This window comes from Streptomyces virginiae, assembly GCF_040638905.1.
GTDB lineage: Bacteria > Actinomycetota > Actinomycetes > Streptomycetales > Streptomycetaceae > Streptomyces > Streptomyces virginiae_B.
Genome location: NZ_JBEZYV010000019.1, coordinates 53,111 through 73,896 on the forward strand (window position 1 = coordinate 53,111; position 20,786 = coordinate 73,896).

Genomic DNA, 20,786 nt, shown 5'->3' on the forward strand with positions numbered 1-20,786 from the left:
GCCCGACGTACGTCATGATCAAGGAGTCCCTGGTGCCCGTCCTCCCTGGAGCCGAGCCGTTCCGCCACGAGGGCGGAGAGGTCGGCGTCCTCCTCTGCCACGGCTTCACCGGTTCCCCGCAGTCCCTGCGCCCCTGGGCCGAGTACCTCGCCGGGCGGGGCCTGACGGTGTCGCTGCCGCTGCTGCCCGGACACGGGACGCGCTGGCAGGACATGCAGCTCACGGGCTGGCAGGACTGGTACGCCGAGGTCGACCGCGCCCTGCGGGAGCTGCTGGACCGCTGCGAGCAGGTGTTCGTCTTCGGGCTGTCGATGGGCGGCGCGCTGACCCTGCGGCTGGCGGCCAAGCACGGGGACGCCGTCAGCGGCATCGTCCTGGTCAACCCGGCGAATAAGGTGCACGATCCGCTGGCCTTCGCCCTTCCCGTGGCGCAGCACTTCATCCGGTCGACGCCGGGTATCGCCAGTGACATCGCCAAGCCGGGGTCGGTGGAGGTCGGCTACGACCGGGTCCCGACGCGGGCCGCGCACTCGCTGCGGAAGTTCCTGCAGCTTGTGGACGCCGAGCTGCCGCAGGTGACGCAGCCGCTGCTCCTGCTGCACAGCCCTCAGGACCACGTCGTGCCGCCCGTCGACTCGGCGCGTGTGCTGGCCCGGGTCTCGTCGACGGACGTCACGGAGATCCTGCTGGAACAGAGCTACCACGTCGCGACGTTGGACCATGATGCGGAGCGGATCTTCGCGGACAGTTTTGCGTTCGTCGGCCGACTGGCGGAGAGCGTGGGCAGGGAGGGGGCGGAGGCCGGTGGCTGAGCACGAGGAGCAGTCGGGCGGTATCCCGCCGCTGGACGAGGAAGCGGCGTGGGCCGCGATCGTGGCCGGGTACGGGCAGGAGCCGCCGGACCCGCCGGGGTCCCGGCCGTACAGGCCGATCGAGAACCTCCTGCTGCCGGAGGAGGACGTCAAGCCGCTGCCTCCGGAGCCGGTTCCGGACGCCGAGCCCGAGCCGCCGGCCGCGCCGGCGCCCGCACTGGGCAGCTCGGTGGTTTTCGCCCCGGGCGTGGGCATGGCGGGCCCCCGGGACCACTCGCCGGCGGAGCCTGACGACGACGACCCGGCCGCGGCGGAAGAGGGCCATTTCGTCCAGCCCGAGCCGGAGCTGCCGCCGGCGGACACGACGGCGAAGTTCGCGTGGCTCGCGGTGGTCGGCGGCCCGGTGCTCCTGCTGCTGGCGGTGCTGCTGCAGTGGGACATGACCTGGTGGCTGACGACGCTGGGCATCGGCGGCTTCCTGGGCGGCTTCGCGACGCTGGTCGCCCGCATGCAGCACGGCGAGGACGAGGACGACGACCCGGGCCGCGGCGCGGTGGTCTGACCGAAAACGCCCGCGGGGCTGCCCACCAGCCCCCGCCGGCTGCCGCCGGCCCCGCCGACGTTCGAGGCACGGGGCCCGGGGGCAACGTCCCGCCCTTCCGACCCCGCCGCACCCTCAGCCCCGCCGGCGTGTGAGGCGCGGGGCCCGGGGCAGCGCCCCGTTCTCTCAGCGCCGCCGCACCCTCAGCCCCGCCGGCGTCTGAGGCGCGGGGCCCGGGTGCGGCGCCCCCGCGACGGCGCCGCACCCGTACCGCCTGCCCAAGCTACGGCGCAGCCGGCAGGCGCAGCGCCGCCAGCACCGGCAGATGATCCGTGGCGGACCGCAGGTCACCGTCGCAGACCCCCGCCAGCCCCGTGGGGACCCCGCAGGCCAGCACTTCCACCCCCGCCGTGGCGAAGACGGCGTCGATCCGCCGGTCCGGCGCCACCGCCGGGAAGGTCCGCTCCCCGCCCCAGGGCGCGACGGCCCAGCAGTCCTGCAGGCCCGCGGCCAGCCGCGCGAAGGCGGGGCCGCCGGGTCCCTCGTTCACGTCGCCCGCGGCGATCCCGTACGGGGTGTCCAGCGCGGCGACCCGGTCCAGGAGGAGGTCCGCCTGGGCCAGCCGCTGCGCCCGGTCCAGCGACAGGTGCGCCGAGGCGACGCCCACGCGTACGCCGCCTACGCGGACGACCGCGGTGGCCAGGCCCCGCCGGTGCAGCCCGGGCGTGTGCGGGAGCAGGACGTCCTCGGTCCGCTCCACGAAGACCCGCAGCGAGCACAGCAGCAGCGGTCCGGTCGCCGTCGCGCCCCCGCCCAGCACCACCAGGTCGCATTTCCTGGCCAGTCGCGCGGCGTGCTTGCGCCAGCGGAAGAACCGCGGCGCCTCCTGTACGAAGACCAGGTCCGGCTCGCAGGCCCGGATGACCCGGACCAGCGCCTCCTCGTCGTCGCGCAGCGAGCGGATGTTGTAGCCGAGAACCCGGATGACGGCAGAACCGTCGGGCTCCGTACGGGACTTCGGCAGCGGGGGCGGCAACTGGTCCATGTCCATGCACCGCAAGATACGCAGCCGCCCGCCGCTCCCCCAAGGGGCGCGGCGGGCGGTCCGGGCGGAAGGGTCAGCCCTGGCGGGCCAGGTCGGCCGCGCCGACGAGTCCGGCCCTGCCTCCGAGCTGCGCGGCGAGCACCTGGGCGTGCGGGCGCCAGGCGCCGCCCACCAGCCAGCGCTTGAAGGACTTGCGGATCGGGTCGAGGACGAGGTCGCCCTCGTCGGAGACGCCGCCGCCGACGATGAACGCCGACGGGTCGAAGAGGGAGGCCAGGTCGGCGAGGCCGGCGCCGGCCCAGCGGGCCAGCTCGCGGAAGGCGTCGACGGCCACCAGGTCGCCCTGCCGGGCGGCCTCGCTGATGTGCTTGCCCTCGATGCCCTCGGGGGTGCCGTCGCCGAGCGCGAGCAGGATCGTCGCGTTCTCGGGGGTCGCGTTGGCGCGCTGCCTGGCGTAGCGGACGAGGGCGCGGCCGGAGGCGTACTGCTCCCAGCAGCCCTGGCTGCCGCAGCCGCACAGCAGGCCGTCCGGGACGACCCGGATGTGGCCGAACTCGGCGGCGACGCCGAAGCGTCCGCGGCGCAGCTTGTTGCCGATGATGATGCCGCCGCCCAGGCCGGTGCCGAGCGTGATGCAGATGACGTCGTCGTGGCCCTGGCCGGCACCGAAGCGGTATTCGCCCCAGGCCGCGCAGTTGGCGTCGTTCTCGACGACGACGGGCAGGCCGATGCGCTGCTCGACCTTGTCCTTGAGCGGCTCATGGCGCCAGTTGATGTTCGGCGCGAAGAGTACGGTCGCACGCTTGTCGTCCACGTATCCGGCGGCGCCGATGCCGACGGCCTCGATGGTGTGGTTGCTGCTGACCTCGGAGACGGCGGCGCAGATGGCCTCCGTCACTCCGTCCGCCGTCGGCGGGGTGGGCACCTTGTACGTCTCAAGGATCGTGCCCTCTTCGTCGACCACGCCGGCCGCGATCTTCGTGCCGCCGATGTCGACGCCGATGGTGAGTCCCATTAGTCCCTCGGTTTCCGGTCAAACCCCGCCACGGCCAACGGTACCCGAGGGCGCCGGGGGTTCAGTCGAGATCGATCCGCTCGGCGGGACCGTCGTCGGGGCCGTCCCCGCGCGGGTCGCGGTCGTCGGATGCCTGGCGGGGCGCCCGGGTCTCGCCCCGGGTCCAGCGGCCCTCGTGGCCCTCGACGGCGGAGCGGTAGGCGGCGAGGAGCTCGGAGCCGGCGGCCGCGAGGTGGTCGAAGACCTCGGGGTTGCGTTCGATGACGGGCTTCGCGGCGGTTTTCGCCTGGTCGACGATCTGGCGGACGGCGCCCTGTGCGGCGGCGCCGAACAGCGGGTTGTTCAGGCCGGAGACCTTGTCGGCGACGGCCTCGAAGAGCTTGAAGAGCTCCTCGGCCGCGGTCCCGGTGGCTCCCGGGCCGGCCTGGCCCTGCCCGCGCAGGCGCTCCTTCTCGGCGGCGAGGTCCTCGGCACAGGCCTTGGCCCAGGCGTCGTCGGTGGGGCGGTCGGTGGCCTCGCTCATGGCGGACTCTCCTGCGGCGGCTGCTGGGCGTGCTTGCTGTCTACCTTCGACGGTACCCGAACGGGGGTACCGCGTTCAGCGCGTACGGGGCCACAGGCCGGGGTCCGGGGTGAAGCGGATGCGGAGTTCGCCTTCGGTGAGGGCGGCGCCGGAGACGGTGCACCGGCGCAGTGCCGAGGGAAGGGGAACGATCCTGCGGTACGGGCCGGCGGTGAGCAGCAGCTCGTCGCCGCGGCGGACGAGGTCGAGGTCGCGTTTGTGCGCGCCCGGCAGCGGAACCACCCAGACGAGGACCCCGTCGTCGGCGAGCCGGTCCTCGACGGTCCAGGCGCGGCGGGGTGCGGGCACGTCCGGGACGAGTCCGCCGGGGGCGGCGAGCCGGTCGAGGTCGTCCTGGCCCTGGGGGTCGGGGCCGAGGTGGGCGAGGGCCACCAGCGGGCTCTCGCCGGCCCACTCGGCGGCGTACTTCTCCTGCTGGGCGGCGAGGCCGGCGAGCCAGGGGTCGGCGGAGCCGTGGGGGACCGTCCGGTTGGCGACGACGTCGCGGACGGGCAGCTGCTGGAGGGCGAGGCCGAGCCGTCCGAGCCGGAGCGCGTCCGCGGCGGCGGGTCCGGGCTCGGCGACGAGGCGTACTTCGGTGGTGTCGGCCTCGATGACGGCCTGGACGGCGGCGAGCTCCTCGTCCCAGCGCGCGGCTGCCTCGTAGAGCCACTGGGCGGGCATGGGTACGCCGGCCAGCTGGGCCAGTACGGGGCGCAGGGCGCGGGCGGCCTGCTTCTCGGCGGGGAGCAGGCGGGCGAGGTAGCGGCGCAGCTGGGCGGGGAGCGCGAGGGTCGCGACGGCCTGGCGGAGCGGGGGCAGGTCGACGACGACGAGGTCGGCGGCGGGTGTGGTGGCGGCCCGCCGCAGGGCGCGGAGCAGAGCGAACTGTTCGGATCCGGGCAGTTCGGTGAGTTCCTCGGCGGCGAGGGGGCGGGCGCCGACCATGGAGAGCAGGGCGGATCCGCGTTCCTGGAGGGCCACGAGTTCGTCGCGGAACTCCTGGCCGGAGTCGACCCGGGCGACGCTCAGGCCGGGCGGGAGGGGGTCGCCGAGCAGTCCGGCGAGCGGGTCGCCGGGGTCGCCGGTGAGCAGCAGCACCTGTCGGCCCCGGCGGGCCGCGGCGAGGGCGGTGGCGGCCGCCACGGTGGTCCGGCCGGCCCCGCCGGGGCCGGTGATGAGCAGGGTGTGCATGTGCGGGGGCTCCGGATCGGTGGGGTGCGCCGCCGTGCGGGGTCCGTGGCGGGACCCCGCGGGGGTGCCGCACCCGGTTCGGTGCGGCACCCCCGGATGCTGGTCAGACGGACTCGACGCGCTTCTTCAGGCCCGCCAGCGCGCGGTCGATGATGACCTTCTCGGCCTTGCGCTTGATCATGCCGAGCATGGGGATCTTGACGTCGACGGTCAGCTGGTAGGTGACCTCGGTGCGCTTGCCGCCGTCCACCGGCGCGAGTCGGTAGGAGCCGTCGAGCTGGCGCAGCATCTGGGACTTGTCCAGGGTCCAGCTGACCTCGTCGGTGCCCTTCCAGGTGTAGGCCAGGGTGTGGTCGTCCTTGATCGCGCCCGCGTCGAGCAGCAGCCGGACCTTTTCGGCGCGGCCGTCGGCGTCGGTGGCGAGGACCTCGGCCTCCTTCACCTCGCCGGTCCACTCGGGGTAGCGCGCGAAGTCGGCGATCACGGCCATCACGTCGCCGGGCGCGGCGTCGATCGTGATGCTTGAGCTGGTGTGTTCCGCCATCGCGGTCGCTCCTCCGGAGATTGTTCGAGGATGTGTACGGCCTCCGGCCGCCGCGTGAAGGCTACCGCGCGTGCGGACGCCGCCACTCCAGAGACGCCCCGGGCCCGGGGCGGGGGGGTGCGGAAGCGGCTGGTTCTCACCACTCCATGACCCAGGGGCGGCCGGTCGAGGCGAAGTGGCCGACGTTCACGCACTCGGTGGCACCGATCCGCATCCGCCGGGCCAGGGGCTGGTGGACGTGGCCGAAGAGGGCGTAGCGCGGCCGGGTGCGGCGGATGGCGGCGAGCAGGGCCTCGCTGCCGCGTTCGAAGCGGCGTGCGACGGTGTCGTAGCAGAGCTCGGGCACTTCCGGCGGGATGTGGGAGCAGAGCACGTCGACCTCGCCGAGGGCCTCGACCTTGGCGGCGTACTCCTCCACGTCCACTTCGTAGGGGGTGCGCATGGGCGAGGGCAGGCCGCCGCCGACAAAGCCGAAGACGCGGCCCGCGATCTCGACCCGCTGTCCGTCCAGGACGGTGAGGCCGTGGCGGTCGGCGTACTCGGGCCACAGCGCCGGGATGTCGACGTTGCCGTAGGTCGCGTAGGTGGGGCGGGGGAAGGCGGCGAACATCTCCGCGTACTGGCGGCGCACCGCGTCCTCGATCATCCGCTCGCGGTCGAGGCCGGCCCACAGCCGCCTGCCGAGGGCGTGGGCCTCGCCGAAGCGGCGCTGGGTGCGCAGCTCGACGATGAGGTCGGCGTTCTCGACGCCGAACAGGTCGGGGAAGATCCCGCGCGAGTGGTCGGCGTAGTCGAGGAAGAGGACAAGGTCGCCGAGGCAGATCAGGGCGTCGGCGCCGTCGCCGGCGCGCGCGAGGGCTTCGGTGTTGCCGTGCACGTCGCTCACGACGTGGACCCGTGTGCGGCTCGATCCGCTCGTGCCGTTCTTCCCGCTCCGCATGCTGCCAGCCATGCGGACAACCCTAGGGGGGCTGGTGAGGGCCTGGTAGTGGGACTGTGAAAGCCGGGCCTACCTGCGGTTACTTCCGAGTCGCCGAGGGGGTCGACTACTGTCGGCGCGTTGGGTCCGGACCGTGTGAGTGCAGAATGTGACGCACGGAACATCTGGCCGGTTCCCTCTATCGGGAACCCACTACCGGTGGGTAACGTCCGGTCGGTCCACATGGTGGCGATGGCGCCCAGAGGAGCAGCAGTCTTGCGCGAGTTCAGCCTTCCGGCCCTGTACGAGGTCCCGTCGGACGGGAACCTGACGGATCTCATCCGCCGCAACGCCGCCCAGCACCCAGACACCGCCGTCATGAGCCGCAAGGTCGGCGGCCGGTGGCAGGACGTGACGGCGACCGAGTTCCTGGCCGAGGTCCGTGCCACGGCCAAGGGCCTGATCGCGGCCGGTGTCCGCCCCGGCGACCGGGTCGCCCTGATCTCCCGCACCCGCTACGAGTGGGTGCTGATCGACTTCGCGATCTGGACCGCGGGCGGCGTCACCGTCCCCGTGTACGAGACCAGCTCCCCCGAGCAGATCCAGTGGATCCTCGGCGACTCCGGCGCCGTCGCCGTCGTCGTGGAGAGCGCCGGGCACTCCAAGGCGGTGGCCTCGCTGCGCGACCGCCTGCCGGAGCTGCGCGACGTCTGGGAGATCGAGCAGGGCGCGCTGGACACGCTGAAGGCCGCCGGCGCGGCCGTCACCGACGCCGAGGTCGACGAGCGCAGCAGCCTCGCGAACGCCGACGACCCGGCCACCATCGTCTACACCTCGGGCACCACCGGCCGCCCCAAGGGCTGTGTGCTGAGCCACCGCAACTTCTTCGCGGAGTGCGGCAACGCGGTGGAGCGCCTGAGCCCGCTGTTCAGGACCGGCGAGTGCTCGGTGCTGCTGTTCCTGCCGGCCGCGCACGTCTTCGGGCGCCTGGTGGAGGTGGCGGCCGTGCTGGCGCCGATCCGCCTGGGCTGCGTACCGGACATCAAGAACCTCACCGACGAGCTGCAGTCCTTCCGCCCCACGCTGATCCTCGGCGTCCCCCGGGTGTTCGAGAAGGTCTACAACTCGGCGCGCGCCAAGGCGCAGGCCGAGGGCAAGGGCAGGATCTTCGACGCGGCCGCGGACACCGCGATCGCCTACAGCCGTGCGCTGGACACCCCGCGCGGCCCGTCGTTCGGCCTCAAGCTCAAGCACAAGGTCTTCTCGAAGCTGGTCTTCAGCAAGCTGCACGCGGTCCTCGGCGGCCGCGGCGAGTACGCGATCTCCGGCGGCGCGCCGCTGGGCGAGCGGCTCGGGCACTTCTTCCGCGGCATCGGCTTCACGGTCCTGGAGGGCTACGGCCTGACCGAGTCCTGTGCGGCGACCACCTTCAACCCGTGGGACAAGCAGAAGATCGGTACGGTCGGCCAGCCCATGCCGGGCTCCGTGGTGCGCATCGCGGACGACGGCGAGGTGCTGCTGCACGGCGAGCAGATCTTCACGGGCTACTGGAAGAACGAGGCGGCGACCGCCGAGGCGCTGACCGACGGCTGGTTCCACACCGGCGACGTCGGCACCCTCGACGAGGACGGCTACCTCACGATCACCGGCCGCAAGAAGGAGCTGATCGTCACGGCGGGCGGCAAGAACGTGGCCCCCGCGGTGATCGAGGACCGGATCCGGGCGCACGCGCTGGTCGCGGAGTGCATGGTGGTCGGTGACGCGAGGCCGTTCGTGGCCGCGCTGGTCACCATCGACGAGGAGTTCCTCGGCCGCTGGGCCGTGGAGAACGGCAAGCCGGCCGGGGTCACGGCGGCGGAGCTGCGCGAGGACGCCGACCTCGTCGCCGCCGTCCAGAAGGCGATCGACGACGGCAACGCGGCGGTTTCCAAGGCGGAATCGGTGCGGAAATTCCGCATTCTGCCCTCCCAGTTCACGGAGGAGTCGGGGCACATCACGCCGTCGCTGAAGCTCAAGCGCAACGTGGTGGCGAAGGACTACGCGGACGAGATCGAGGCGCTCTACCGCGGCTGACCCCGCGCCGGCGGGGCCCGCGGCCGCAGGCCGTCGTCAGCGGGGGTCGGCCGAGGATGCGTGCCATGTTCCGCTCGGCGAGGGCGGTGATGGTGACGAACGGGTTCACGCCGAGCGACCCCGGCACCAGGGAGCCGTCCACCACGTAGAGGCCCTGGTAGCCCTTGGCCCGCCCGTACGCGTCGGTCGCCTTCCCGAGGACGCAGCCGCCGAGCGGGTGGTAGGTGAAGTCGTCGGCGAAGGCCCTGTTCCCGCCGAAGAGGTCGTAGCGGTAGATGGTGAAGTTGCGCCGGTTGATGCGGTCGAAGAGGTTCTTCGCCGCGTTGACCGCGGGCGCGTTCTGGTCCCGCCGCCAGTTGAGGCGGGCGGAGTCGCTCGCCGCGTCGTAGGTGAAGTGCCCGCGCTCCGGGTTCTTGGTGATGGCCAGGTACATCGAGATCCAGTGTTCGAGGCCCATGGGGAGCGGGGCGACCTCCGCGAAGACGGGGTTCGCGGCATTGTCCCAGTCGTCGATGCCCAGGGCGGGCATGGTGGACTGGTTTGCGCCGACGGTGTCCCACAGGTGGTTGGCGCGCGCGGTCATGACATTGCCGTTGGGGCCCCAGCCGCGCCCGACCTCGCCGCTGAGCGCGGGCAGCGCGCCGGTCTCCCGGGCACGCAGCAGGATCTCGGTGGTGCCCAGGCTCCCGGCGCCGAGGAAGAGCTGCCGGCAGCCGATCTCGCGGACCTGGGTGACCTTTCCGGTCACGTCACTGGTCCGCACGGTCAGGACGTACCCGCCGGCCGGGTCGGGCCGTACGGCGACCACGCGCTGCATGGTCTCGATGGTGACGTTGCCGGTTCCGAGGGCGGCGGCGAGGTAGGTCTTGTCGACGCTCTTCTTCCCGTGGTTGTTGCCGTAGATGACCTCCCCGGCCAGTGCCGAGCGGGGTGCGGTGCCGGCCGCCTCGCGCTTCATGTGCTCGAAGTCGTAGACGTTGGGCACGAAGACGGTCTTCAGACCGGTGTTGTGGGCGTGCTTGCGGGAGATGCGGGCGAAGCGGTACCACTCGGTGGACTCGAACCAGCCCGGGTCGATGTCGCCCACACCGAGCATGGCGCGGGCGCGGGGGAAGTAGGTGCCGTACATCTCGTCGGCGTCGACGCCCGGGAAGACCTCGGTGAAGTACGAGCGCCTGGGGGTGGGCGCCATGCCGCCGTTGACGAGGGACCCGCCGCCGACTCCGCGTCCCACGTAGACGGACATGTCGCCGTGGTTCACGCGGTCCAGGACGCCGGGGTAGGGGCGGATGTCGCGGTTGACCACGTCGAGCCAGAGGAACTGCGCGAGCGGGGCCTCGGTGCGGGTGCGGAACCACATGGAGCGGTGGTCGGGGGCGGACGTGGAGGGGAAGACCTTGCCGTCGGGACCGGGGGTGTTCCACAGCCGGCCCATTTCGAGGACGACGGTGCGCACGCCCGCCTGCCCGAGCCGCAGGGCGGCCACGGCGGAGCCGTAACCGGAGCCGACGACGACGGCCGGGGCGTAGTGGGCGGCGGCGGGCTCGGCAGCGGCGGCGGAGGCCGCTCCGATCCGTGTGAAGCCGAGCGCGGCGGCGGTCGAGAGTGCGCCGAGCCCCAGCATTTGACGGCGCGTCAGGTTGGGTGTCATGGCCGCATCATGAGCGGATTCCAGCCGTCCGCCCAGACGCGGTGTTGACAGACATCTGAGGGACAGTCAGACATGGCGCACGCGCTCGGCCCGGACGCTTCACCGAGCCCCGATCTCCAGCCCCACCGGCGTTCGAGGCGCGGGGCCTCGGGGGCAGAGCCCCCGCAACGGCGCCGCACCCGCGGGAGCCGCCCGGCTAGAGCAGCTCGCGCAGGCGGTCCGCCAGAAGGTCCCAGCGCCACTTCTCCTCGACCCAGGCGCGGCCGCGCTCACCCATGCGGGCCCGCAGGTCGGCATCCTGCAGCAGGGCCACGATCCGGTCCGCCGCCTCCTCGGGCACGCCGCCCCGCACGACCCAGCCCGTCTCACCGTCCAGTACCGCGTCCGGCGCCCCGCCGGAGTCGCCCGCTACCACCGGCAGACCCGTCGCCGAGGCCTCCAGGTAGACGATGCCGAGCCCCTCCACGTCGAGGCCGCCCCGCCGGGTCCGGCAGGGCATGGCGAAGACGTCGCCCGCACCGTAGTGCGCGGGGAGTTCGGACCACGGGACCGCGCCCGTGAAGACCACCGAGCGGGCCACGCCCGTGGACGCCGCCAGCGCGCGCAGGTCCTCCTCGTACGGGCCGCCGCCGACGACCAGCAGCACGGCGTCGGGCACGGCGGCCAGGATCCGCGGCATGGCCTCGATCAGCGTGTCCTGGCCCTTGCGCGGCACCAGCCGCGACACGCACACCACCACGGGCCGGCCCGACAGGCCCAGCCGCGCCCGGACCACGTCGCCGCCCGACGCCGGGTGGAAGGTCTTCTCGTCGACGCCCGGCGGGAGTTGGACCATCCGCGCCGCCGCCCGGTCCGTGAGCGCCGAGGCGATCCGGGAGCGGGTGTACTCCCCCAGGTACGTCAGGGTGTCCGTGCCCTCGCCGATCCGCCGCAGCAGCTGCCGCGCGGCCGGCAGCTGGGCCCAGCCCGCCTCGTGCCCGTGGGTGGTCGCCACGATCCGCCGGGCGCCCGCCCGACGCAGCGCCGGGCCCATCAGCCCGAGCGGGGCGGCGGCACCGAACCACACGGACTCGCAGCCGTGTTCGCGCAGCAGGCCGACGGCCCGCCGCGTCACGCGCGGGGTCGGCAGCAGCATCGTCGTACGGTCGCGGACGACCTGGAAGGGCTGTTCCGCGTCGAAGGCCGCGGTGGCCTCGCGGCCCTCCGCGCTGTGCTTCCACGTGGAGGCGTAGACGACGACCCGGTCGGGATCCAGCCGCAGCGCCATGTTGTGGAGGAAGGCCTGGATGCCGCCCGGTCGCGGCGGGAAGTCGTTGGTCACGATCAGGGTCTTGTGCATCGCCTGCCGACAGTACCCGCTCAGCTCAGCTCCTCGCGAAGGGACTCCCGCCAGGCCTGCGTGAGCCCGGCCCGGTCCACGCCGAGGCTCTCCCGCAGCGCGGTCTCCAGCGGCTCGCGGCCCGCCCGCCCGTACAGGTCCACCAGCGCCTTCTCGCCCCACTTCGCCGCGATCAGCCGGCAGGCCAGCCACGCGCCCTCGTACGCCCGCGCCGCCGCCTCGGGGTCGCCGCCGAAGGCGAAGTCCTCCGTCCCGGGCAGCTCCCCCGGAAGCCCGCCGCGCCGGACGGCCCGGGCGAGCGCCGGAGCGGCCTGCGCGGGGCTGGTGGACGCGCCCCGGTACGCCGCCCAGTCCGCGAATCCCTCGGAGAGCCACAGCGGGGTGGTGGCGGTCGTCGCCGCACGCGTGGCCACGTGCGCGACCTCATGGGTCAGGACGATCCGCCGGCCCTCCGCCCCCAGACCCGCGTACCCCTCCGGATTGACCACGACCCGGTCCGCCGGGGCCGGGCCCGCGCCCACCCGGCCGGTGGTGACGGCGCCGAGGCCCCGGTAGGTGTCGGCGGGCCGGCCCAGCAGCCGCGCCATCGCGTCGAGGGAACCGGGGACCAGGACGACCACCCGCCCCGCCCAGGGCCCGGGCCAGGCGGCGCCCGCGGCGGGCACCGCCCGGTCGGCCTCGGCGGCGATCTCCCGGAGCGTGCCCGCGCTCTGCCCGGCCCCGCCGAGGACCAGGGAGTGCCTGCCGGCGGCCACCGAGACCGCTCCCTGGTCCCACAGCTGCGGCAGGGCGCCCGGCGCGGGCCGGTCGGCGCTCACCCGCCACGTCCCGCCCTTCCGGACCAGCTCCATCTCGCGGGCCGACTCCTCGGGGGCGGTGTCGTGGCCGGCCAGCCGGTAGCGCAGCCGGGCCCGTACGAGGGCCCGCTCGCCGTCGCGCCGGACCGAGGCGACCTCGTACGCCCGGTCGGCGAACGGGATCCCGGCCAGCCCCTCGGGCGTCGCCCGCGACCAGTCGGCGACCGCCCCGCGGACGTCCCGCTCGGCGGCGTCGGCGCTGCCGGCCGGCCGCGGACCGCACCCGGGGAGCAGCGCGCACAGCAGGACCGGCACGAGCGGCCGGAGGCGCGACGGACGGCGGAGGCGAGGCATCCGCCGATCGTACGCAGGGCGCCGGGGGGCGGCGCGGGCGGCGGGGCCGGGGTCGGGGTCAGGGGCGGGTGACCGCCGAGACCGGCATCATCCCGACCGGGTCGTAGCGCACTCGGGCGCCGGGGTAGGGGGCGTGGACGACCTGGCCGTTGCCGACGTACATGCCGACGTGGCTGGCGTCGGAGCGGTAGGTCACCAGGTCGCCCGGCCGGGCCTGTGACAGCGGCACCTGGCGCCCCGCGTGCCGCTGGGCCTGCGAGGTGCGCGGCAGCGAGACGCCGGCCTGCCGGTAGGACCAGACCATCAGCCCGGAGCAGTCGAAGCCGGAGGGGCCGGTGGAGCCCCACACGTACGGGCGCCCGACGGCGGCCCGGGCCGCCATCACGGCGGTCGCGGCGCGGCCGGAGGAGGGGCCGTCGGCACCCACGGGGCCCAGGTCGGGCAGTGCCTCGTGGCGTCCCCCGGAGCGCGAGGAGCGCTCGAAGTCGGCCCGCTCCTCGGACGGCATGGAGTTGAGGAGCCGCCTGGCGGCGGCGAGCTTCGCCGTGACGGAGCGCTTGTGGCGGGCGACGTCGGAGCGCAGGGCGTCGAGTTCGGCGAGCTTGCGGGAGGCCTCCGCCCGTACCTGGCCGAGCCGGCGCTGCTCCTGGTGCAGTTCATGGAGCTGCCGGGCCTGACGCTCGGTCAGCCGGTCCAGGGCGGCGGCCTGCGCGAGGTAGGCGTCGGGGTCCTCGGCCAGCATCAGTCCGACGGCGGGGTCGATGCCGCCGCTGCGGTACTGGGCCCCGGCGAAGGTGCCGAGGATGCCGCGCATGGTGTTGATGCGCTCCTGGCCGCGGGCCACCGCGTCCTGGGCCCGGTTGACCTCGGTACGGAGCGCGGCGGCCTTCTCCCCGGCCTCGTTGAAGTGCTCGGTGGCCTGCTCGGCCTCCTCGAAGAGCCGGTCGACCTGGGCGCTGACACCGGATCTCGCGCCGCCGCCGGGCTCGTGCGGGAGGCCGGGGGCCGCGCTCGCGGGGGCGCCCGCCATGGCGACCGCGGCGGTTGCCGCGGCGGCGGTGAGGACGGTGACCTTCGTGTTCCGGTCGAGGCTGCCGAGCCCGGGCCGGCGATGTGACGCCACGTGCACCCGCTCCCTTCCGCTGAGCGCGGCCCGGGTCCGCCCTCCGTGGGCGGCCGTGTGCCGGGTTCCGCGCTGGCAGACAGTAGCCGTGCGATCGCGCACCGACCAACGCCCGCCGGAGGGCGCACACACCGACGCCCCGCCGGAGACGCAGGTCACCGGCGGGGCGTGTGGTCAGTGCGGGGCCGTGGAATTCGCCCGGATGGGCGGTGTGCTTCGCGTCAGCCGATGCGGACGCCGAACTGGAACGGCATGTTGTCCATCGACTCGTACTTGACGCCGCCGCGCGGGTTCGAGGCGTGCAGCGTCATGTTGTTGCCGGCGTACAGGCCGACGTGGTGCAGGTCCCCGTAGAAGAAGACCAGGTCACCGGGCTGCAGCTGGCTGCGGCTGATGCGGGTGCCGTCGTTCGCCTGGGTGTAGGTCACACGGCTGATGTTGACGCCTGCCTGCTTGTACGCCCACTGGGTCAGCCCGGAGCAGTCGAAGGAGTTGGGGCCCTCGTTGCCCGATATGTACGCGCTGCCGACCTTGGTCTTGGCGGCCGCGAGGGCGGCTCCGGCACGGCCGGAGGCCTTGACGTCGCCGAGGTCGACGCGCTGGCCGTCGGCGCGGCTGGCGCGCGTGTCCTCGTCCTTGAGCGCGGCACGCTCCTGCGCCGTAAGGGTGTTGAGGAGGGCCTGGGCCGCGGCGAGCTTCTCGGCCGAGGCCTTCTTCTTCTCGCCGAGCTCCTTGCGGGTGGCGTCGAGGTCGGCGAGCTTGCCGGCCGCCTCCTGGCGCTGCTGCGCGAGGGTGCGCTGCTTCGCCTGGATCTTCTGGACCGCTTCGACCTGCTTGCCGCTCAGGTGCTCCAGGGTGGAGGCCTTGTCGAGGTAGCTGTCGGGGTCCTCGGAGAGGAGGAGGGCGAGGGAGGGGTCTATGCCGCCGTTGCGGTACTGGGCGCTCGCCATCGAACCGAGCGCGCTGCGAAGGTCGTTGAGCTCGCCCTGGCCGCGCGCGACCTGGTCCTGGATCTGCCCGATCTCCTTCTCGAGCGTCTCCTGGCGCTCCTTGGCCCCGTTGAACTTCTCGGTGGCCTGCTCCGCCTCTTCGTAGAGTGCGTCGACCTGGGTCTTGACCTCGTCCTTGCTCGGCTTCGCCGGAGCGGCGGAGGCACTCTGCGCGGTGAGGGCGACGGCCGCGGCCGCGACCGAGGTGAGCACGGTCACACGAGCGCGAGTCGGCTGCTTGGGTCGACGGTGGGACGCCACGAAGGCGAGCTCCTTCTTCCTAGAGCCGCCGAAGAACGCAACTCGGCAGCACCCTTCGCCGCCACCCCGAATGAGTGATCTACCGCACGAAGGTTTGAGCAGACCCTAGTGACCCAGCTGTGATCAGTTCAAATCCTGCCGGGAAAAAACTCACCCGCCGACCAGGTTCTTTACCTACACCGCACGCTCCGTGCCGAGCACTTGACGGTGCGTCCCCCACACGCCCTACCAATTCCGGCATTCGGGCTGGGAGTTAGGAAACGCGCGAAAGCCGCTTCAGCAACAAAGCGGACGTTACGGGCCGCGCCCCGGCCTTGGCGACCCCGTCGGCGACCTCCCGGTCCGTGGAGACCACGACGACCGGCCGGCCGGGCGGCTCCGCCCGCACCAGCTGGCGGATCAGCTCGTCGGCCGTCACCCCCGCCTTGGAGAACAGCACCCGCACACCCCGCGGCGGCGCGAGCAGCACCGGGGCCGCCAGCTCCGCGCCGTCGAAGACACAGGTCATCTCCGCACCCGTCTGCGCGGCCAGCATCGACAGCCCGCCCAGCAGCCGCAGCCGCTGCTTCTCCAGCGGCATCGTCGGATAGCCGGTCTTGGTCACGTTGTAGCCGTCGACCACCAGATGGGCCTGGGGCAGCGCCAACAGCTGGTCCAGCAACGCCGGATCGGTCTCCGACAGGGCGCGCGCCGCGATGTCCTTCGGCGTCATCCGGCCCGGCTCCACCGCATCCACCGTGTCGGCCGGGCGGGTGTTCACCGGTGGCAGCGCCAGCTCACGGCGCAGCCCCTGCGCCGCGTCCAGCACGGTGTCCAGCAGCAGCCGCAGCCGCATGTCCTCGATGCTGCGCCCCTCACGGGTCGCCCGGCGGGAGGTCTCCAGCGCCGTCTCCACCTCCGCGAGCCGGGACTTGAGCCGCCGCGTCTCGCTCTCGGCCGCCGTCACACGGGTCGCGGCCTCGCCGCGGATCGCGTCGATCTCGGCGGTCACCTTGCGCAGGGCCGCCTCGCCGCGCTTGACGTCGCTCAGGGCGCTGCGCAGCCGGCGCTGAAGCGATTCCGCTTCCTTCCGCGCCGCCTCCAGCTCGACCCGTACCTGCTCACCGCCCGTGCGCTGCAGTTCCCGTACGTGCTCCAACTCCTCGCGCAGGCGGTCCAGCTCGCGCCGGGTCTCCTCGCCCACCCGCTCGGCGTCGGCCCGCTGGGCCTCCTCGCCCGCCGCGGCCACGAGCTTGACCCAGCCGGCGGGCCTCAGGACGAAGGCGGCGGCCGCCACGTCCAGCGGATCCGCGGCGGCCGGCGGCGCGCCGGACTCCAGCGCGGCGGCCAGGTCCGCCTGCGCATCGCGCAGCTTGTCGGCGACCCGGCCGCGGAACACCGCGTCGGTCTCGACCGCCGCGGCCATGGCGTTGCCGGCGAACTTGGCGCGCCGGGTCGGGGTGAAGCGGGCGTACTGGCGCAGCTGCGCCGGCAGGTCCGCGACCGTCAGCGCGCCGAAGGCGTCCGAGACGAGCGCGACGACCCGGCGCCGCACGCCTTCCGGCAGCGGGCGGTCGAGCGCCTCCGCGGCGTCGCCGGCCGCGTCGGCCGGCCCAGCGCCGCTTGCTGGCTCCACAATCCGTCACCCCTACCGTGATGGTCTACCTGCCGACGGGGCTCCGTCAGGAGTCCGCGCCCGGCCTGTCCACGAGCTCGATCTGGTCCACCGCGTTGCACCAGCGACATCGGACCGACTCGATGGTCTCATTGACCACCTCTCGCTCCTCGACCTTGGGCTCCCCGGCGAGGTCCAGGTGGACGTACTCGACGACCTTCGACGAACGGGTGACGTCGAACCGCGTGAGGTTGCCGCACAGGGTGCAGCGCCACCGGGTGGTGTCGGTCGGCAGGGGAACCGTCATCGGCCTGCTCACTCCTTCGTAGCTCATTCAATTAAAGCGGTCGTTCGGCCGTCCGCGTCGGCCTGTGGACCGCAGCTCGTAACCCTACGGCCTGCCACCCCTTCAGGTGGGGCACGTTGCGTCATGCTCTGTCACATGATCGTAAGGTGGCAGGCTGTGCGCGAGGCCGCCCGGGGACCGGTGGTCACCCACGCGCTGATCGCGGGCTGCGGTGTGGTGTTCGTACTGAGCCCCGCCTCGGGGCTCAATCCGGTCTACGGGACCGGCGACGAACTGCTGAGCGCGGGCACCGCGTACTTCCGGCGCTGGGGCGTGGTCCCGGACGAACTCTTCACGGACACCCCGCGCGCCTGGCTGACGCCGCTCACCGCGCTGTTCGTCCACGGCAGCTGGCTGCACCTGCTCGGAAACATGCTGTTCCTCTTCGTCTTCGGCGCGCTGGCCGAGGAGCGGATGGGCCGTCCGGCGTTCCTCGTCTTCTACCTCTGTACGGGCTACCTGGCGCTGGCGGCGTACGCGGCGGCCAACGCGGAGTCCGCGCAGACGCTGGTGGGTGCGTCCGGTGCGATCTCGGCCGTCCTGGGCGCGTTCCTCTATCTGCTGCCGCGGGCACGGGTGACGAGCCTGTTCCCCTTCCTGTTCTTCCTGCCGCTGCGGTTCCCGGCGTGGCTCGTGCTGCTGTTCTGGTTCGCCCTGCAATGGGTGGCCGCGCACCGCGCGGAGGGCGGGCCGGGGGTGGCCTATCTGGCCCATCTGGTGGGGTTCTCGCTCGGCTTCCTCTACGCGTGGGCCCGGTATCGGGGTACGACTAGAGTGAGTCGACCAGCGACGGCCACCGAGGGAGACAGCCAGCCGTGATCACCGCGATCGTGCTCATCAAGACCAGCGTGGACCGCATCCCCGAGATCGCCGAGTCCATCGCCGCGCTGGACAGCGTCAGCGAGGTCTACTCCGTGACGGGGACCTACGACCTGATCGCGCTGGTCCGCGTGAACCGCCACGAGAACCTGGCGGACATCATCCCCGGCCGCATCAGCAAGATCCCGGGCGTCGAGGCGACGGACACGCACGTGGCGTTCCGCACGTACTCGCAGCACGACCTGGAGGCGGCGTTCGCGATCGGCCTCGACGCGTAGCGCCGGCCGCCTGCCCTGGGGGCGGCTCGGAGGTGTGGGGCGTGCTTCGGCGGAGCCGGGTGGGTCCGGTCGGTGCGGGGGGCCGTGGCGGGGTGTCTCCTCGGCTCGGCGCGTGCGGGCCATCGCGGCTGTACCCGGCGGTCGCGCGCTCGTCCTGCGGGGACACCCCGCCACATCCCCCCTCCCCTCCACCAACCCGGCCGCGGGCAGGCCGGAGCCACCCCATGGGATCCCCGGCACTGCCGGAGCCGGCGGTGGGCGGGGACGCTTCACGGGATCTCGGATCGCTGCCGGAGCCGGCGGTGGGGTGGGGACACGTAGGAGGGTCCCCGCAGGACGAGGCGCGACCACCGGGTACGGCCGAGAAATGCCCGCACGCGCCGAGCCGAGGAGACCCTCGTACGGGGCACCGCCCCACACCCCGACCCCGCCAAGCACCCGCGCTGGATCCACCGAGCACCCCGCAGGGGACCGGTACGGGGCACCGCCCCACACCCGCATACCGCCAAGCACCCGCGCTGGATCCGCCGAGCACCCCGCAGGGGCCCGGTACGGGGCACCGCCCCACACCCAGACCCCGCCCAGCACCCGCGCGCGAGCCGCCCCGCGCTGGATCCGCCGAGCACCCCGCAGGGGACCGGCTGGCCCCTACGCCCGCCGAGCCGCCCGCAGGGCAGCCGTCCCGCGGAGGGGGACGCAGCGGCCTTCCTCCGTGCGGTACTGCCACTTCGCGCCGTCCGCGACGAGTTCCCGGACCGCGCGGACGAAGCGGTCCACGTGCTCGTCCGGGGTGCCGGCGCCGAAGCTGACGCGGATGGCGTTCAGCGAGCGCTCGCCCGGGGCGGCCTCGGGGGCCCCGCACTCGCCCTGGGCCTGCGGCTCGCTGCCCAGCAGGGTCCGCACCAGCGGGTGGGCGCAGAACAGGCCGTCCCGTACGCCGATCCCGTACTCGGCGGAGAGCGCGGCAGCGAAGTGGGAGCTGTTCCAGCCGTCCACGACGAAGGAGATGACGCCGACCCGCGGGGCGTCGTCCCCGAAGAGGGAGAGGACCTTGACCTGCGGCACCGAGGCGAGGCCCTCGCGGACCCGGGCCACGAGCCGCTGCTCGCGCGCCACCAGGTTCTCGAAGCCCGCTTCGGTCAGGGCCCGGCAGGCGGAGGCGATGGAGTAGACGCCGATCACGTTCGGGGAGCCGGCCTCGTGGCGGGCGGCCGTGGTGTGCCACTCGACGTCGACTCCGCCGTCCTCGCGGCGGGAGACCTTGCGGGAGGCCCCGCCGCCGGCCAGGTACGGATCGGCCTCCTGGAGCCAGTCGGCGCGCCCGGCGAGGACGCCCGAGCCGAACGGTGCGTACAGCTTGTGGCCGGAGAAGGCGACCCAGTCGACGTCGAGGTCCCGCACGGAGACGGGGTGGTGCGGGGCCAGCTGGGCGGCGTCCAGCACGATCCGCGCGCCGTGGGCGTGCGCGGCGGCGGTGAGTTCCTTCACCGGCCACAGCTCGCCGGTGACGTTGGACGCGCCGGTGACGCATACGAGCGCCGGGCCCTTGGGGTCTCCCCAGCTCGAAGAGCCAGGGGACGGGTCGCGGTCGGCGAGCGCCCGCTCCAGGATGGCGACGGCCTCGTCCGGGGTGCGCGGCGCGTCGAGGTAGCTGACCTGCGCGTTCGTCCACGGCAGGAGCGAGGCGTGGTGCTCGGTCTCGAAGACGAAGACCTGGCAGCCGGCAGGGAGCACCGCGGCGAGCAGGTTGAGGGAGTCGGTGGTGGAGCGGGTGAAGACGACCTGGTCGGAGGGCCGGCAGTCGAGGAACTCGGCGACCGTGACGCGGCTCTGCTCGAAGAGGTCGGTGGAGAGCTGCGAGAGGTAGCCGGCGCCGCGGTGGACGCTGCCGTAGTAGGGGGCGTAGGCGGCCACGTCGTCCCAGACCCGCTGGAGGGCGGGGGCGCTGGCGGCGTAGTCGAGGGCCGCGTAGGTGACTTCGCCGCCGGTGACGAGCGGGACGGTGACGTCGCGGCCGAGGACGGCGAGCGGCTCGGCACAGGCGGGACCCTGGGCGGCGGCGGCGATGGTGGCGTTGGTGGCGGTGGCGACGGCGTTCAGGGACGCGGACATGGCGGTATCTCCCGGCAGGCAGGGCTGAATGGCTTCGGTGTGCCCGTACGCGGGTACGGCGGTGCGGCCGTCCGGGGTACGGGAGGGTCCTCGGACCGGACTGTCGGGGTACGCGGAAGTGACCCTGGTCCGAGGGGGTGAAGTGGGGGCGTCAGTCGCCCTATCGCATTCGCTTGCTCACGGAAAACGCTCCTCGAGAGACCAGGACCCCTGGTGTCGAGGGATCCGCGCTTGCCGTAGGCCTTGCTGCCTACGACCTGGTCATCACCCGGGGCACCCCGCCACGGAAGGAGGGTTGCCGGACAGCGAGCCGGGGCCTAAACGCTGTCACTCGTGACCTGGTCAGCATCCTGCCACAAGATCCGCCGCGCGCAAGACCCCGGTCCGAATGGCGGACCGGGGTCTGGCGTGAAACGTG

General features: G+C 73.4%; 19 protein-coding genes and 1 riboswitch. Of the genes, 5 read left to right on the top strand and 14 right to left on the bottom strand.

All coding sequences use genetic code 11. The features are described from left to right. Positions 1 to 32 precede the first annotated feature (32 nt). Both AB0F82_RS24190 and AB0F82_RS24195 read left to right on the top strand, forming a co-directional pair. Positions 33 to 812, top strand: coding sequence for an alpha/beta hydrolase (locus tag AB0F82_RS24190; RefSeq protein ID WP_362631202.1), 780 nt, complete (start codon positions 33 to 35; stop codon positions 810 to 812). After that, a complete protein-coding gene (locus tag AB0F82_RS24195) occupies positions 805 to 1,374 on the top strand; it encodes a hypothetical protein (RefSeq protein WP_356813062.1) in 570 nt (189 codons plus the stop codon). Before AB0F82_RS24190 ends, AB0F82_RS24195 begins: the two co-directional genes overlap by 8 nt. Before the next feature lie 262 nt (positions 1,375 to 1,636). On the opposite strand, the gene AB0F82_RS24200 is transcribed toward AB0F82_RS24195, so the two are convergent. From AB0F82_RS24200 to AB0F82_RS24225, 6 genes are all read right to left on the bottom strand, one after another. Continuing rightward, a complete protein-coding gene (locus AB0F82_RS24200; RefSeq protein WP_362631292.1) occupies positions 1,637 to 2,398 on the bottom strand; it encodes an endonuclease/exonuclease/phosphatase family protein in 762 nt (253 codons plus the stop codon). Positions 2,399 to 2,471: 73 nt separating this feature from the next. Further along, positions 2,472 to 3,413: an ROK family glucokinase gene (locus tag AB0F82_RS24205; RefSeq protein WP_362631204.1), complete on the bottom strand. Its 942-nt coding sequence runs from the start codon at positions 3,411 to 3,413 to the stop codon at positions 2,472 to 2,474. 61 nt (positions 3,414 to 3,474) lie between these two features. Next, positions 3,475 to 3,936: a DUF5304 domain-containing protein gene (locus AB0F82_RS24210; protein WP_356813060.1), complete on the bottom strand. Its 462-nt coding sequence runs from the start codon at positions 3,934 to 3,936 to the stop codon at positions 3,475 to 3,477. 75 nt (positions 3,937 to 4,011) lie between these two features. After that, the gene (locus tag AB0F82_RS24215; protein ID WP_362631294.1) at positions 4,012 to 5,169 is read right to left on the bottom strand and encodes an ArsA family ATPase; all 1,158 of its coding nucleotides are present in this window, start codon (positions 5,167 to 5,169) and stop codon (positions 4,012 to 4,014) included. Positions 5,170 to 5,272: 103 nt separating this feature from the next. Beyond that, on the bottom strand, positions 5,273 to 5,713 hold the full coding sequence (locus AB0F82_RS24220; RefSeq protein WP_030765795.1) for an SRPBCC family protein: 441 nt from the start codon (positions 5,711 to 5,713) through the stop codon (positions 5,273 to 5,275). 136 nt (positions 5,714 to 5,849) lie between these two features. Beyond that, positions 5,850 to 6,665 (bottom strand): metallophosphoesterase family protein, encoded by an 816-nt coding sequence (locus AB0F82_RS24225; protein ID WP_356813055.1) that lies wholly within the window; start codon positions 6,663 to 6,665, stop codon positions 5,850 to 5,852. Positions 6,666 to 6,908: 243 nt separating this feature from the next. Here AB0F82_RS24225 and AB0F82_RS24230 point away from each other — a divergent pair, with 243 nt between their 5' ends. Continuing rightward, positions 6,909 to 8,705, top strand: a complete 1,797-nt coding sequence (locus AB0F82_RS24230; RefSeq protein ID WP_356813054.1) for an AMP-dependent synthetase/ligase — start codon at positions 6,909 to 6,911, stop codon at positions 8,703 to 8,705. Here the strand turns inward: AB0F82_RS24230 and AB0F82_RS24235 are convergent. The 7 genes from AB0F82_RS24235 to AB0F82_RS24265 all read right to left on the bottom strand — a co-directional run bounded on the left by AB0F82_RS24235 (position 8,644) and on the right by AB0F82_RS24265 (position 17,120). Continuing rightward, complete coding sequence (locus AB0F82_RS24235) at positions 8,644 to 10,356, bottom strand: GMC oxidoreductase (protein WP_362631206.1); 1,713 nt, start codon at positions 10,354 to 10,356, stop codon at positions 8,644 to 8,646. The genes AB0F82_RS24230 and AB0F82_RS24235 overlap by 62 nt on opposite strands. A gap of 196 nt (positions 10,357 to 10,552) precedes the next feature. Then, entirely contained in the window at positions 10,553 to 11,695 is a 1,143-nt protein-coding gene (locus AB0F82_RS24240; RefSeq protein WP_362631208.1) for a glycosyltransferase family 4 protein, read from the bottom strand. A gap of 20 nt (positions 11,696 to 11,715) precedes the next feature. Next, complete coding sequence (locus AB0F82_RS24245; protein ID WP_362631209.1) at positions 11,716 to 12,846, bottom strand: hypothetical protein; 1,131 nt, start codon at positions 12,844 to 12,846, stop codon at positions 11,716 to 11,718. 58 nt (positions 12,847 to 12,904) lie between these two features. Beyond that, entirely contained in the window at positions 12,905 to 13,969 is a 1,065-nt protein-coding gene (locus AB0F82_RS24250; protein ID WP_362631211.1) for an NlpC/P60 family protein, read from the bottom strand. Between the two features lie 221 nt (positions 13,970 to 14,190). Further along, positions 14,191 to 15,219, bottom strand: coding sequence for a C40 family peptidase (locus tag AB0F82_RS24255; protein ID WP_356813049.1), 1,029 nt, complete (start codon positions 15,217 to 15,219; stop codon positions 14,191 to 14,193). 253 nt (positions 15,220 to 15,472) lie between these two features. Beyond that, a complete protein-coding gene (locus tag AB0F82_RS24260; RefSeq protein ID WP_356813091.1) occupies positions 15,473 to 16,837 on the bottom strand; it encodes an NYN domain-containing protein in 1,365 nt (454 codons plus the stop codon). Between the two features lie 43 nt (positions 16,838 to 16,880). Then, positions 16,881 to 17,120 (bottom strand): hypothetical protein, encoded by a 240-nt coding sequence (locus tag AB0F82_RS24265; RefSeq protein WP_008738811.1) that lies wholly within the window; start codon positions 17,118 to 17,120, stop codon positions 16,881 to 16,883. A gap of 135 nt (positions 17,121 to 17,255) precedes the next feature. Here AB0F82_RS24265 and AB0F82_RS24270 point away from each other — a divergent pair, with 135 nt between their 5' ends. Then, positions 17,256 to 17,978 (top strand): rhomboid family intramembrane serine protease, encoded by a 723-nt coding sequence (locus AB0F82_RS24270; RefSeq protein WP_362631214.1) that lies wholly within the window; start codon positions 17,256 to 17,258, stop codon positions 17,976 to 17,978. After that, positions 17,975 to 18,256: an Lrp/AsnC family transcriptional regulator gene (locus AB0F82_RS24275; protein WP_030036325.1), complete on the top strand. Its 282-nt coding sequence runs from the start codon at positions 17,975 to 17,977 to the stop codon at positions 18,254 to 18,256. Before AB0F82_RS24270 ends, AB0F82_RS24275 begins: the two co-directional genes overlap by 4 nt. A gap of 648 nt (positions 18,257 to 18,904) precedes the next feature. On the opposite strand, the gene AB0F82_RS24280 is transcribed toward AB0F82_RS24275, so the two are convergent. Then, positions 18,905 to 20,368, bottom strand: a complete 1,464-nt coding sequence (locus tag AB0F82_RS24280) for an aminotransferase class V-fold PLP-dependent enzyme (RefSeq protein WP_362631215.1) — start codon at positions 20,366 to 20,368, stop codon at positions 18,905 to 18,907. A gap of 222 nt (positions 20,369 to 20,590) precedes the next feature. Continuing rightward, positions 20,591 to 20,707, bottom strand: a riboswitch (SAM riboswitch). Between the last annotated feature and the right edge of the window lie 79 nt (positions 20,708 to 20,786).